General features: G+C 70.7%; 9 protein-coding genes. 4 read left to right on the top strand and 5 right to left on the bottom strand.

The features are described from left to right. Window position 1: 1 nt before the first annotated feature. The 3 genes from ASC98_RS08550 to ASC98_RS08540 form a co-directional block, all read right to left on the bottom strand. The gene (locus ASC98_RS08550) at window positions 2-2,956 is read right to left on the bottom strand and encodes an EAL domain-containing protein (RefSeq protein WP_056812463.1); all 2,955 of its coding nucleotides are present in this window, start codon (window positions 2,954-2,956) and stop codon (window positions 2-4) included. A 151-nt stretch (window positions 2,957-3,107) separates the two neighbouring features. Then, complete coding sequence (locus ASC98_RS08545) at window positions 3,108-3,470, bottom strand: response regulator (RefSeq protein ID WP_056812460.1); 363 nt, start codon at window positions 3,468-3,470, stop codon at window positions 3,108-3,110. 79 nt (window positions 3,471-3,549) lie between these two features. After that, window positions 3,550-5,073 (bottom strand): FAD-dependent monooxygenase, encoded by a 1,524-nt coding sequence (locus ASC98_RS08540; RefSeq protein WP_056812457.1) that lies wholly within the window; start codon window positions 5,071-5,073, stop codon window positions 3,550-3,552. A 325-nt stretch (window positions 5,074-5,398) separates the two neighbouring features. On the opposite strand from ASC98_RS08540, the gene ASC98_RS08535 reads away from it, so the two are divergent. Both ASC98_RS08535 and ASC98_RS08530 read left to right on the top strand, forming a co-directional pair. Continuing rightward, a complete protein-coding gene (locus ASC98_RS08535; RefSeq protein ID WP_056812453.1) occupies window positions 5,399-5,815 on the top strand; it encodes a hypothetical protein in 417 nt (138 codons plus the stop codon). A gap of 53 nt (window positions 5,816-5,868) precedes the next feature. Then, window positions 5,869-6,348: a DUF6152 family protein gene (locus tag ASC98_RS08530; protein WP_056812527.1), complete on the top strand. Its 480-nt coding sequence runs from the start codon at window positions 5,869-5,871 to the stop codon at window positions 6,346-6,348. Window positions 6,349-6,358: 10 nt separating this feature from the next. Here the strand turns inward: ASC98_RS08530 and ASC98_RS29385 are convergent, their stop codons facing one another. Continuing rightward, window positions 6,359-8,080: a glycosyl hydrolase family 18 protein gene (locus ASC98_RS29385; protein WP_082541580.1), complete on the bottom strand. Its 1,722-nt coding sequence runs from the start codon at window positions 8,078-8,080 to the stop codon at window positions 6,359-6,361. Window positions 8,081-8,346: 266 nt separating this feature from the next. Here ASC98_RS29385 and mprF point away from each other — a divergent pair, with 266 nt between their 5' ends. Both mprF and ASC98_RS08515 read left to right on the top strand, forming a co-directional pair. After that, window positions 8,347-10,899 carry a bifunctional lysylphosphatidylglycerol flippase/synthetase MprF gene (mprF, locus tag ASC98_RS08520; protein ID WP_235581211.1) on the top strand — a complete coding sequence of 851 codons (2,553 nt, stop codon included), beginning with the start codon at window positions 8,347-8,349 and terminating at the stop codon, window positions 10,897-10,899. Further along, window positions 10,896-12,341 (top strand): virulence factor family protein, encoded by a 1,446-nt coding sequence (locus ASC98_RS08515; RefSeq protein ID WP_056812451.1) that lies wholly within the window; start codon window positions 10,896-10,898, stop codon window positions 12,339-12,341. The genes mprF and ASC98_RS08515 overlap by 4 nt, the downstream gene beginning before the upstream one ends. Window positions 12,342-12,360: 19 nt before the next feature. Here the strand turns inward: ASC98_RS08515 and ASC98_RS08510 are convergent, their stop codons facing one another. Further along, complete coding sequence (locus ASC98_RS08510) at window positions 12,361-13,272, bottom strand: LysR family transcriptional regulator (RefSeq protein WP_056812448.1); 912 nt, start codon at window positions 13,270-13,272, stop codon at window positions 12,361-12,363. Window positions 13,273-13,290 lie beyond the last annotated feature (18 nt).

The raw sequence follows: 13,290 nt of genomic DNA, 5'->3' as shown, positions 1-13,290 counted from the left end.
GTCAGGAAACCTCCGTCTCGAATTCGGGTGTGATGACGAGCAGCTTTCCGCGCGAGGTCGCGTCGTCCATCGCGCGGCACACCGCGCGGTGCCAGCGGCCGTGCAGTTCGACGCGGTGGTGCATGCCGTCGTCCAGCGACAGCACCTCGCGAAGTCCGGCCGGCAGCACGTCGTCGGCGTCGCAGCCGATCAGCGCGCCGGCGTCGGACAACAGCATCTGCGCGTCGCGGTTGACGAAGGCGATCATCCCGTCGGCATCGACGCCGACGATCGGCGTCGGGACGTTCTCCAGCACGCCGCGGGCATTCGCGGCACGCGACTCTTCGAGGCTGGTCTGCTCCCGCTGGCGCGCGAGCAGCCCCTCGAGGCGCTCGTTGACGAGCGCCAGTTCGTTGTTGGCGCTGTGCACCTCGCGGGCCAGCCGCCGGTTCTCGTCGGCCAGGTCCTTCTGGCGGAACGCCTCGGCGACGTGGGCGCGCAGGCGTTCGTCGTCCCACGGCTTGGTCAGGAACTTGTAGATGGCGCCTTCGTTGACGGCATCGGTGATCGACTGCAGTTCGGTGTAGCCCGACAGCACCATGCGCACCGTGTCGGGATACAGCTCCTTGGCGCGGCGCAGGAACTCGACGCCGGTCATGCCGGGCATGCGCTGGTCGGACACGATGACGTCGACGTTCACCTCGGCCAGGCGCTGCAGGCCTTCGGCGCCGCTGTGGGCGGTGACGATGTGGTAGCCGTCGCGCCGGAACAGGCGGCGCAGCGACGAGACGATGTTCTCCTCGTCGTCCACCAGCAGCAGCGTGCGCTTGCGCTGCGCGCGCGTCAGGAAGCGCTCGGGCAGCCGGCGGTTCTCGCGCAGCATCTGCTCGATGTCGGCGGCAGGCACCGGCTCGCTGAAGAAGAAGCCCTGGATCATGTCGCAGCCGTTGGCGATCAGCAGGTTCAGCTGGCCCTCGGTCTCGACCCCTTCGGCCAGCACCTTCATCTGCAGGCTGTGGGCCATGTTCAGCACGGCGCGCGTGATCGAGACGTCTTCGGGCGCGGAGGTCACGTCGTGCACGAACGAGCGATCGATCTTCACGACATCGATCGGCAAGGTGCGCAGCACGCCCAGGTTGGAGTAGCCGGTGCCGAAGTCGTCGAGCGAGATCTCCACGCCGATGGCCTTCAGCTCGCGCAGCGTGCGGGCCGCATGCGCCCCGTCCACCGTCAGCATGCTCTCGGTCACCTCGACGCCCAGGTGCGCCGGGTTGGCGCCGGTCTCCAGCAGGATGCCGTGCAGGCGGCGCGCGATGTCGGGTTGCTGCAATTGCAGCGGCGACAGGTTCACATGCACGCGCACGCCGGGCAGGCCGGCACGCGCCCACGAGGCGGCCTGCGCGCAGGCGCTGCGCAGCACCCATTCGCCGATCGGGATGATGAGCCCGGTCTGCTCGGCCACCGGGATGAACTCGGTCGGCTCGACATCGCCGAGTTCGGTGCAATGCCAGCGCACCAGCGCTTCGACGCCGAGCAGCCGGCCGTCGGTGAGGTCGACCTGCGGCTGGTAGTGCAGCAGCAGCTCCTGCCGGCCGATCGCGCGGCGCAGCGCCGATTCGAGCGTCATGCGGCGCACCGCATGCACGTTCGCCTGCGGCGTGAAGAAGGCGATGCGGCTGGCGCCGCTGTCGGTGTGCAGGCGCGCGGTCTGCGCGCATTCCAGCAGGCGTTGCGCGCCGTCGGCGTCGGCGGGGTAGGTCGCGATGCCGACCGAGCAGCTGAGGTAGACCTCGGTCTGACCGACGTTCTCCGGCAGGCGCAGCCCGTCGAGGATCGCGCGCGCCCGTTGCGAGACCGCGTCTTCGCCGTCGCCGAGCGCCGGGTCGAGCAGCATCGCGAACTCGCCGCCGCCCAGGTGGGCCAGCGTCTCTTCGGAGCGGCACAGCCCGGACAGTCGCGCCGCGATCGCCATCGCGAGCGTGTCGCCGGCGCCGAAGCCCATCGTCTCTTCGACCTGGTCGACCTGGGCGATGTTGAGCGACAGCAGCGCGAAGCGGCCGTCGTCCCATTGCGCCGCATGGGCCGCCGCATCCACGCGGTCCAGCAGCAGCACGCGGTTCGGCAGGCCGGTCAGTTCGTCGTAGTTGGCCAGCTCCTGGATCCGTCCTTCGGCCTCGCGCTGGGCGGTGATGTCCTGCAGGATCACGACGCCGCGCAACGACACGCCGTCGGCGCCGACATCGACCACGCCGCGGTGCAGCACCACCAGGCGGCTGCCGTCGGCGCGCAGGATGCGGTGCTGGAATTCGAACGGGTCGCCGCGCGCGGCGCCGCGCCAGATCGACAGCAGGAAGCGGCGCTCGTCGCGCGGGATCCAGCGCAGTGCGGCCAGGATCGACAAGGTCCCCGGTTCATGGGTTTCGCCGAGCAGCGCGTAGGCGCCCGACGACAGCGTCGCGCGGCGTGCAGAGAGGTCGATCTCGACCGAGCCGCTGCGGCACAGCAATTCCGTCTGTGCCAGCATGCGGGCCCGCCATTCGGCCAGTTCGCGCGCGCGCTGGATCTCGCTGACGTCGCTCAGCGTGACCAGGTCGGCGGGTTCGCCTTCGAACACGATGGCCCGGCCGAACACCCGTCCCACGAACAGGCTGCCGTCGGCCCGCACGCAGCGGATGTCGTAGGCCACGCCGGCGACGCCGGCCATGCGCTGGCGGATGTGTTCTGCCACCCGCGGGATGTCCTGCGGATGCACGACCGCCGTCGCGGACATGCCCAGCAGCTGGGCTTCGGGGTGGCCGAGCAGCTCGACCACCTTCGGGTTGACGTACCTGAAGCAGCCTTTCTGGACGACGAACACGCCCACCTGCGCCTGTTCGAGCAGTTCGCGGTAGGTGCGAGGCGAAAGCTGGGAGTCGCTGCTCAGCGCATGCGCCGCCGGCGGGGCGCCCTGGAGGGTACTGGCAACAACTGATGACATGGTGTGGTCTCCATCGGGACGATTCACATGCATCTCTCGTGGATGCTGCGGGGGTTATCGACGTGAATGCGGCCGGCTTGAAGCGAGCCCTGCCGGTACCGCGGCCCCTGTGCACAAGTCCACGAAGCCGCCGGCGCGGCGGCTGCCTGCGCTAGCGCAGGACCTTCTTGATCACTTCGATCAGCTTGGCCGGATCGAAGGGCTTGACCAGCCAGCCGGAGGCACCGGCGGCGCGGCCGGCCTGCTTCATGCTGTCGCTCGACTCGGTGCTCAGGATCAGGATCGGCGTGGTCTTGAACTTCGGGTTGTCCCGAAGCTTCCTGGTCAGGCCGATGCCATCCAGGCGAGGCATGTTCTGGTCGGTCAGCACCAGGTCGAAATCGGTGGCCGAGGTCTTCTCGTAGGCGTCTTCGCCATCCACCGCGTCCACGACGGTGTACCCGGCGCTCTTCAGCGTGAACGCCACCATCTGACGCATGGAGGCCGAATCGTCGACGATGAGGATGGTGGGCATGCGGCGTTTCCGATCAGTGTTGAGTTGCGGCGAGTCGAGCCATCGCATTCAAGGGGACGCCGCGCCACTGTACTGATTTTCATCGCCGCCGGTCACTCGAGATCGCATGGCTTGGCCGGCCAAACCATCGCAGAGCCGCAGCTTCGACCTCGCTCGCGACCGCTGCCTTGTCGGATGCCCATGCGACGAAGCCATCCGGGCGCACCAGCAAGGCCGCGAGGCCGAGTGCGTTCGATGCGCCGCAGGTGACATGTCGGATGCGATCGTGCCACGGGGCGATGGCATGGCGCAGCGGCGATGAGGCGTCGCAGTCGACCAGCACGCCCGCGCCCGTGCTGAGGTGGGACGCGAGCCGGCTCCCATCGGGGAGCTCGAAGTCGGGGGCGCTGTGACCGACCAGCGGATGGCTCCCGCCCAGGTCGTAGCGCAGCGAGAGGCCCCAGAGTTGCTCGGCGAACCAGGTGGCGCCATCGGGCGTGTCGACCAGGGCGCGGACGATGCCCTCCAGGGCCCGCCCGTGCGCGTCGGGCCGCATGACCGCGGCCTGTGCCCGCGTCCAGTCCAGCAGCCATTCGCCGACCGGATGCCGCTCGGCGTGGTAGGTGTCGAGCAGGCCGGCGGGCGCGTTGCCGTGCACCGTGGCGGCCAGCTTCCAGCCGAGGTTCATCGCGTCGCCCAGGCCGGCGTTCAGGCCCTGGCCTCCGAGCGCGGAGTGGATGTGCGCGGCGTCGCCGGCGAGCAGCACGCGGCCTTGGCGGTAGGTCGTCGCGAGCCGCGCGCGGTCGGTGAAGCTGGTGGCGAGGTGGACCGCCGACAGCGTCACGTCGGTGCCCGACACGCGTCGAAGCACCGCTTGCAGGTGCTCCGGCGTGATCGCCTGCGAGCGGTCGAAGGCGCCGCCGTCGAAGTCGGCGATGGCGATGCGGCCGGGCTCGTTCATGTAGAAGCCGGCGGGTGTCGCATGGCGACCGGGCGGCAGCTTCCCGGGGTCGGCCATCTCGACCAGGGCCGAGTACGCGGTGAACTCCGGCTCGGTGCCGGGGAACTCGAAGCCGGCCAGCTGGCGCACCGCGCTGCGGCCGCCGTCGCAACCGACGAGCCACTTCGCATGGAACGCGTGCCCGCCCGCGTGGACGGTGACCGCGTCGCCGTGGTCGTCGAGGCCGGTGACCGTGTGCCCGCGCCGGATGGCGACGCCCAGCGGGACGGCCCGTGCGGCCAGCACCGACTCCACCGACGACATGTCGGCCGCGAAGTTGGCCGATGCCGGGTTCGGCAGGCGGTATTTCCAGCGGGTCGGATCGATCTTCGCAGGGTCGATCGCGATGCCTGCGAAGTGGCCTGCCTGGGCCTTGCGCGGGGTGCTCGCCGCCGCGACGAGCGGGTCCAGCAGTCCGCGGCGGTACAGCGCTTCGGCGGTGGCGACGGACAGGCCACGGGTGCCGAGCGGTGGCGCTTTCAGCGGCGCTTCGGGGCGGTCGGCGCGCTCGAGCACCAGCACGTCGAGTTTCGCGAGCGCGAGTTCGCACGCGAGGAAGAGGCCGACCGGGCCGGCGCCGGCAATGACGACGTCGTGGAGGTGGGATGAGGAGGGGAAGCTCATGAATGGATCCAACGCAAAGGGGCAGCAGCACGCCCTGGTGCGGTCGCGGCTGCGCCTGTCCAGGCGAGGCAACACGCAGAAACTCAGGGCGACGAAGTCAGGAGGTCGATCGCACGCTTGAACCGGCTTGGCACTTCAACGCGATTGGCGATTCGACAGGGCGAAAGAAGGGATTCGCTGACGTATGGGCAGCACCGTTCGGTGGGATGTGCCGGGGCGTCCCGACGAAGGACACGTCGGGGATCGCTTGCGATTCTAGTGGCGCCGTCGCGGCTGGACCGGGTTTCGCGGGCATCATCCGCGTTGCCGCCACCGCGCACCGCCGATGTTCACCCCGCTGACCACGATCCCGTGGGCGTATCCCGCGCTCGAAGCGACGCACATCGTCGGCATCGCGCTGCTGCTCGGCAACCTGGTCGCGCTCGAAATGCGCGTGTTCGGCCGGGCGGCCGAGTTGCCGGTGCCGGCGCTCGCGCGGCTGTCGCTGACGCTGGCGCTGATCGGCTTCTCGCTCGCGGCCACCAGCGGCCTGCTGATGTTCGCGACGCAGCCCGGCGAACTGCTGACCAACCGCGCCTTCGTGACCAAGATGGGCCTGCTGGCGCTCGCCGGGCTCAACGCCGCCTGGTTCCACCGCCGCGGATCGCTGCGCAAACTCGACACGGCGGCACGGCTACAGATGCTGGTGTCCACTGGCCTCTGGATCGCGGTGGTGGTCTGCGGTCGCTGGATCGCCTATTGAGGGATCACCCGTCGATGGACCGGATCGCCACCTTCAGCCCCAGGAGCAACACCATGCCGTTGAGCCGTCGCCAGTTCGCCGTGTTCGCTGCCTTCGCACCGTGGGCCGTGCGTCCCGCATCGGCCCACCACGGGTGGAGCGGCTTCGACCAGGAGCGCCCGCTGTACCTCGAAGGGACGGTGGTCGGCAGCAAGTGGCAGAACCCGCATGCCGAATTGATGATCGAGCTGCCGGCCGGCCTGAAGCTGCCTGCCGGTCTGGCAAGGCGCGCGTTGCCGGCGCAGACCGCTGCGGTCGACGGCCCCGGCCTGCTGGCCCGGGCCACGCTGCCGCGGCGCAGCGACCGGCGCTGGGAGCTGGAGCTCGCGCCGCTGACGCGCCTCGACGCCTGGAAGGTGGCCGAGATCCGCGTGGGGGCGCAGGTCTCGGCCATCGGCTACGCCAGCAGTGGCGAGCAGGGCGACGCGGTGATGCGCGTCGAGTACCTCTTCGTCGGCGACAAGGCCTACGGGCTGAGGTCCAGCCCGGCCTGACCGTCACGTCTCACTGCTTCGGCAGGTTCGGGATCGCCTGGTTGCAGTCCCCCTGCAACGGCAGGTTGCGGCACACGTACTGCCCGGCCGTGTTCTCGGTGGCCGCGCCGGCCGGTGCCGGCATGTGCACGCGCTGCTTCCAGATCTGCCAGAGCATGAAGCCGTCGTTGGAGCGGCCCTTGTGCTTCACGTAGTTCACCAGCGTCTCGACGTTGTAGTAGGCCGTCGCCATGTTGTTGCTGCCGTTCAGCATCTCGGCGTCGTACTGCACGCCGTTGGCCGGGATCTTCAGCACCGCGCCGCCGGCGCCTTCGGGGGCGATCTCCATGCCCATGTGGATCGGGCCGTTGTAGATCGCGCGGTAGGACTCGTAGCCTTCGCGCGGGTCGTAGTAGTCGCCGCCGTCGTAGGCCATCAGGTTGATGTGGCTGAGCTTGCTGCCGCGCGTCTTGACGGCGGTGTACATCACGCCGCCGAACGGCGAGCCCCATTGCACCTTGCCTTCCTCGAACGGCGAGCCCTTCACGTAGTACGCACCGGTCGACCAGCCGGCCACCGAGATGCCGAGCTTCGCGCCGCGCGACTGGATCTCGCTGTAGGTCGCGTCGATGATGCCGACGATCTGCGCATCGGTGTTGCAGCTGAAGTTGGCGGCATCGAGCTTGTTGCACGACGCGCCGTTGACTTCCCAGTCCAGGTCGACGCCGGAGGCGCCCAGGTCGAGCGCGAGGTCGACCACGCCCTTCGCGTTGTAGTTGGCCCATTCGCTGCCCTGGCTGTAGGCCCAGCCGCCGAACGACAGCCAGACCTGCGTGCCGCGCGCCTTCAGCGCCGCGATGTTGTTGCGCAGGTCCTGCGCCTGCTGCGCGCTGAAGAAGCGCTGCCCGTTGTTGCCGGACGCGCCTTCGGCGAACTCGAAGCCGGCCATCGACTGGTCGAACGCGTAGCTGCCCTTCACGTACTGCGTGTTGGGCTTCGCGAAGGCCAGGTTCAGGTGGGTGAAGTAGTTCGGGATGTTGGCCGGCGTCAGGTCGTAGAGGCTGGTGTTCCAGGTGCCGGAGTAGCCGATGTAGGCGCGCGGCGCCGGGGACGGGGCGGGCGACGGCGCAGGGGCCGGTGCAGGGGCCGGAGCCGGTGCCGGAGCGGGCGAGGGGGCCGGCGCGGGCGCCGGGGCGCCGCAGTCGTTCACCTGGGTCCACGGCTGGCCGCTACCGGTCGGGCCGTTGCTGGTGGCCGGGTTCTGGCCCTGGGTCCACCAGTTGGCCTTGTAGTTGACCGTGCCGACGCTGGCCTGCTGGCCGCCGCTGTACGCGGTCGCGGCGAGCCAGGCGGGTTGGCAGCCAGGGGCGGGCGCCGGTGCCGGCGTGGGGGCGGGCGCTGGCGCCGGGGTCGGCGCGGGGGCGGGCGCCGGTGCGGGTGTCGGCGCGGGCGCCGGTGCAGGGATCGGAGCAGGAGCGGGAGCGGGAGCCGGGCCGTCCGCGGCGCCGACGTCGGTCCACAGGCTCGCGGTGGTCGGATTCCAGCCGGTGCTCGCGTAGTCGGTCTGCGCCACCGTGGCGCGGTAGTTGCGGCCGTTGTAGGTCACCAGCGAGCCGGCGGCGTAGAAGGTGTCGGCCTTCCATGCGGGATAGCTGGCCGCCTGGATCGACGTGACCGTCACGACCGCGGCGAAGGCGGCGAGCAGGCGCAGCCGGTCCGGATGCGGGCGAGGGAAGGGGGTGGTGGCAGGCATGGAGGACTCTCCGAAGGGGCGGGTCGGGATGGGGCTTTCCGGCGCTACTGCTGTCGGTGCCGGGACTGTATGCCGGAGCAATACCATTTCAGTACCAATCAACGGTGAAAGTGGTAATGGTTTGTGCTGACGGCCACACCGCAAAAGCGCGCGTTTGGAGTCCGGCCGGAAACGCGATCCAATAGCGGCCTCTCCTCTGCCGCTCCTTGAACCGAACCGTGTCAGCGTCCTCCCTGGACCCCAGCTTCACCCCTTCCAAAACTGCGTTGGCGCGCTGGGGCGACCGGTGGCCGCGCTGGCGGCCCTGGCTGCTCGGCACGGTCGCGTTCGGCCTCGCGCTGGCGGTCGGCCTCGCGTTGCGCCAGCTGCTGCTGCAGGTGCACTACAGCGCGGTGATGGCCGCGGTGGCCGGCACGCCGGCGTCGAGCATCGGCCTCGCGCTGATCGCCACCGCGCTCAGCTACCTCGCGCTCTCCGGCTACGACAGCTCGTCGCTGCAGTACGCCGGTGCGCGGGTCGCGCGGGCCACCGTGCTGCTGACCTCGTTCGTCGCCTACGCGCTGTCGAACACCATCGGGCTCGGGCCGCTGTCGGGCGGTGCGGTGCGCATGCGGCTGTACACCGCGGCCGGGCTGGAGCCGTCGCAGATCGGCCGGGTGATCGCGTTCAACGCGGCCGCCTTCGGGCTCGGCATGGCGGCGTTCGGCGCGCTCGGCCTGCTGTGGGGCGCCGACGAGGTCGGCGGCCTGCTGCACCTCTCGCCGCTGCTGCTGCGCCTGCTGTCGGCGGCCTTGCTGGTCGGGCTGGCCGGCTTCATCTGGCTGTGCACGAAGCGCCGCGGGCTGCGCATCGGCCGCTGGGGCATGCGCCTGCCGACGCCCGAGCTCGCGCTGCGCCAGCTGGTGATCTCGGCGCTGGAACTTTGCGCCTCGGCCGCGGCGCTGTGGTTCCTGCTGCCCGGCCAGCACATCGCGCTGCCGACCTTCATCGCGTTCTACGCGATCGCCGTCACCGCCGGCATCGTCAGCCACGTGCCGGGCGGTGTCGGCGTGTTCGAGGCGGTGATGCTGCTGGCCAGCGGCGGCACCGTGCCGACCGACGCGATGCTGGGCGCGCTGCTGCTGAACCGCGGCATCTACTACGTGCTGCCGCTGGTGCTGGCCACCGGCATGCTGGTGGCCTACGAGCTGCGCTCCGGCGTGGCCGCGCCGGTGGGCCGCATGGCGGTGCACCTGAGCCCGCGGCTGATGGCCGCGCTGACGCTGGTCGCGGGGCTGTGGCTGATGGTCTCCGGCGTGACGCCGTTCACCGAAGACGCGCGCGAGATCCTGGCGCACCTCAACCTGCCGCTGCCGCTGATCGAGGCCTCGCACTTCCTCGGCAGCGTGGCCGGGCTCGGCCTGCTGCTGGTCGCGCGCGGGCTGCTGCACCAGCTCGACGCCGCGTGGTGGGCCGCGCTGGTGCTGTCGCTGATCGCCGCGGTGCTGGCGCTGCCCAAGGGCATCGCGATCACCGAGGCCGCGATGCTGAGCACGCTGGCGCTGCTGCTGGTGATCTCGCGCAACCAGTTCGACCGGCGCTCGTCGTTGTTCTCGCAGCGCCTTGAACCCGAATGGCTGCTGGCGCTCGGCGGCGTGCTGCTCGCCTGCGTGTGGGTGCTGTTCTTCGCCTACCGCGAGGTCGGCTACAGCAACCGGCTGTGGTGGCAGTTCGAGCTCGACGGCCAGGCGCCGCGTTCGCTGCGCGCGCTGACCGGCGTCGCGCTGATCGCGCTGGCCTACGGGTTGTGGCAGCTGCTGCGGCCGCCCGCCGGCGCCGTGGCCACGACGACGCCCGAAGAGATCCAGCGCGCCGCCGACATCGTGCGCGCCAACCCGTCGTCCGACGGCTGCCATGTGCTGGTCGGCGACAAGCACCTGATGTTCTCGCCGTCCGGCCGCAGCTTCCTGATGTTCGGCAAGCAGGGGCGCTCGTGGGTCTCGCTGTACGGCCCGTTCGGCGACGCGCGCGAATGGCCCGACCTGGTCTGGCAGTTCATCGAGCGTGCCAACGACCACGGCGGGCGTGCCGCGTTCTACCAGGTGCGGCCGGCCACGCTGCCGCTGTACCTCGACTGCGGGCTGCATGCGCTGAAGCTCGGCGAATACGCCACCGTGCCCTTGCCCGGCTTCAGCCTGAAGGGTGCCAAGCGCGCCAACCTGCGCTCCGGCGTGAACCGCGGCGAACGCGAAGGGTTGCTGTTCGAGGTGGTGCCGGCCGACGGCGTGGCCGCGCTGCTGCCGCAGCTGAAGCAGGTGTCCGATGCGTGGCTGGCCGAGCAGCGCGGCCGCGAGAAGAGCTTCTCGGTCGGGCGTTTCGATGCCGACTACCTGCAGCGGCTGCCGGTGGCGATCGTGCGGCGCGACGACCGGATCCTGGCCTTCGCGAACCTGCTGACCACCGACGCCCGCAAGGACGCCAGCCTCGACCTGATGCGCCACGTGCCCGACGCACCGCCCGGCACGATGGATTTCCTGTTCGCGAAGATCATGCTGCACCTGCAGGCCGAGGGCTACGAGCGCTTCGGGCTCGGCATGTCGCCGATGGCGGGCATGGCCGAACGCCGCCGCGCGCCGCGCTGGCAGCGGCTCGGACGCCTGCTGTTCGAGCATGGCGACCGCTTCTACAACTTCCGCGGGCTGCACAGCTTCAAGGACAAGTTCGAGCCCGACTGGGAGGCCCGCTACCTGGCGGCGCCACCCGGGCTGGCGCCGGTCTTCATCCTGGCCGACGTGGCCGCGCTGATCGGTGGCGGCCTCAAGGGAGCGATCGGCCGATGAAGCGGACATTCGCGGTGCTCGCCGGCCTCGGCCTGGTGCTCGCGCAGGCGGCGGCGCCTTGCCGCGCCCAGGCGCGGCCGCAGCCGGCGAAACCGCCGCAGCCGATGCAGACCGCGCCCGGCACGGTGGCGCACGGGCTGTTCAACGACGTGCGGCTGTTCAAGCCGGCCGGCCCCGTGCAGCAGTTCGTGCTGATGCTGTCGTCGAACGACGCGCCCGACGCCGCCGAGCGGCGCGCGATCGGTCGCATGGTCGACGACGGCGCGCTGGTGGCCGCCGTGCCGCTGGCGCCGTTCTACAAGCGGCTCGAGAAGCAGGACGGCAAGTGCACCTACGCGGCCGGTGCGTTCGAGAACCTGTCGCGCCACCTGCAGGCGTACGAGCAGGTGCCGGGCTACCGGCTGCCGATGCTGGTCGGCACCGGCACGGCGGCATCGTTCGCGTATGGCGTGCTGGCGCAGGCGCCGGCCGGCAGCTTCTCGTCGGCGCTGTCGATCGGCTTCTGCCCGCGGCTGCTGCTGAAGACGCCGCTGTGCGCGACCAACGGCCTGCGCTGGGAGGTCACCAGCACGCTCGGCGCCGCGGCGTCCGGCGCGGCCGCATTGCCTGCGACCGCATCGGCGGCCGACGGCTTCGACCTGCTGCCCGCGACATCGCTGGCCACCCCGTGGGCCGCCGCGCCCGGCGCCGCCTGCACGGCCGACAGCGCGCAGGCCTTCGTGCAGCAGGTGCCGAAGGCGCGCTGGGTGCCCGACGGGCCCGATGCGTTCGCTGCGGCCTACGCGCAGCTCTCGGCGGCCCAGCAGGCGCCGACCGCGCCGCCGGTGCCGCAGCAACTGGCCGACCTGCCGATGGTCGAGGTGCCGGCGGCCGGCAGCGGCAAGCGCTTTGCGGTGCTGTTGTCGGGCGACGGCGGCTGGGCCGGCATCGACAAGGAACTGGCGGCAGCGCTGGCGGCGCAAGGCATTCCGGTGGCCGGCTTCGATTCGCTGCGCTACTTCTGGAAGGCCCGCACACCCGACGGTCTGGCCGCCGACCTGGACCGGCTGGTCCGCTACTACGCGGCGCGCTGGCAGCGCCCGGAGGTGATCCTGATCGGCTACTCGCAGGGGGCCGACGTGCTGCCGTTCGCCGTCAACCGCCTGCCGGCCGCGACGCGTGCGACGGTCAAGCTCACCGCGCTGCTCGGCCTGGCCCAGCAGGCGTCGTTCGAGTTCCACTTCAGCAACTGGCTGGGTCCGAGCGGCGACAAGCCGATCCTGCCGGAGGCGCGCCGGCTGTCGGCCGCCGACACCTTGTGCGTGCAGGGCGATCGCGAGCGGGATTCGCTGTGCCCGAAGCTTGCACCGGCGCATGCGCGGGTGCTGGTGATGAAGGGCGACCACCACTTCGGCGGCGAGTACCAGAAGCTCGCGCGGCTGATCGTCGAAGCCGCGAAGTAGCCGCTGCCGCCGGCGCCGTTCACAGTGATTTCGCGAGCGACTCGATCAGGTCCCTGAGCCACCGCTGCGCCGGGTGCGTGTCGTTGCGCCGGTGCCAGATCAGGTCGAAGACCACCTCGGCCAGCGCGACCGGCGGTGGAAAGAGCGCCAGGCTGCGGCGTGCCGACGAATGCAGCGCCACGCGCTTCATGACCGTGGCCGCCATGTCGGTGCGGGCGACCACCGCCGGCGCCGCGAACATCTGCGGCAAGGTCAGCGCCAGCCGGCGCCGCTTGCCCAGCTGCGCCAGCGCTTCGTCGACCAGCCCGTGGCGGTCTCCTTCCGGGGAGACGAGCACGTGGGACAGCGACAGGAAGGCCTTCATGCTCATGCCGCGCCGCGCGCTCGGGTGGTCGCGGCGAACGATCGTGACGAAGTCGTCGCGCAGGATCGGGCGGGTCAGGATCCTGCTTTCCGCCTGGGTCGGCGGAACGCCGACGGCTGCGTCGATCGTGCCCGCGTCGAGCAGGTCGACGGCGCTGTCGCGATCGGTGAAGCTGCGCACGCGCAGCGAGACCCCGGGCGCCTGCGCCTCGAGGGCCTTCGCGAGCGCGGGCAGCAGCACGAACGCCGGGTAGTCCGACAGGCCGACGGTGAAATCCAGCGCCACGTCGGCGGGCTCGAAGTCGGGCCTCTTGACGAGGACCAGTTCCAGCTGCCGCAAGGCCTGCGACACCGGCCCGGCGAGGTCCCTGGCACGCGGTGTGGGCTGCAGGCCTTCGGCACTGCGCAGGAACAGCGGGTCGTCGAACAGCGTCCGCAGGCGCGACAGCGCGGCACTCATCGCCGGCTGGCTCACGCCGACGCGCACCGCCGCGCGGGTCACGTTGCGCTCGTCCATCAGCGCATCGAAGGCCGCGAGCAGGTTCAGGTCGATGCCATGAAAATCCATGAATCAAATACTCACGTA

The organism is Rhizobacter sp. Root1238 (assembly GCF_001425825.1).
Taxonomy (GTDB): domain Bacteria; phylum Pseudomonadota; class Gammaproteobacteria; order Burkholderiales; family Burkholderiaceae_C; genus Rhizobacter.
This window is presented reverse-complemented; position numbering and strand designations above follow the sequence as displayed.

What these genes read in the sequence shown, in the direction of transcription:
- ASC98_RS08550 (WP_056812463.1), bottom strand. Translation starts at nt 2,956, where the DNA reads ATGTCATCAGTTGTTGCCAGTACCCTCCAGGGCGCCCCGCCGGCGGCG.
- ASC98_RS08545 (WP_056812460.1), bottom strand. Translation starts at nt 3,470, where the DNA reads ATGCCCACCATCCTCATCGTCGACGATTCGGCCTCCATGCGTCAGATG.
- ASC98_RS08540 (WP_056812457.1), bottom strand. Translation starts at nt 5,073, where the DNA reads ATGAGCTTCCCCTCCTCATCCCACCTCCACGACGTCGTCATTGCCGGC.
- ASC98_RS08535 (WP_056812453.1), top strand. Translation starts at nt 5,399, where the DNA reads ATGTTCACCCCGCTGACCACGATCCCGTGGGCGTATCCCGCGCTCGAA.
- ASC98_RS08530 (WP_056812527.1), top strand. Translation starts at nt 5,869, where the DNA reads ATGCCGTTGAGCCGTCGCCAGTTCGCCGTGTTCGCTGCCTTCGCACCG.
- ASC98_RS29385 (WP_082541580.1), bottom strand. Translation starts at nt 8,080, where the DNA reads ATGCCTGCCACCACCCCCTTCCCTCGCCCGCATCCGGACCGGCTGCGC.
- ASC98_RS08515 (WP_056812451.1), top strand. Translation starts at nt 10,896, where the DNA reads ATGAAGCGGACATTCGCGGTGCTCGCCGGCCTCGGCCTGGTGCTCGCG.
- ASC98_RS08510 (WP_056812448.1), bottom strand. Translation starts at nt 13,272, where the DNA reads ATGGATTTTCATGGCATCGACCTGAACCTGCTCGCGGCCTTCGATGCG.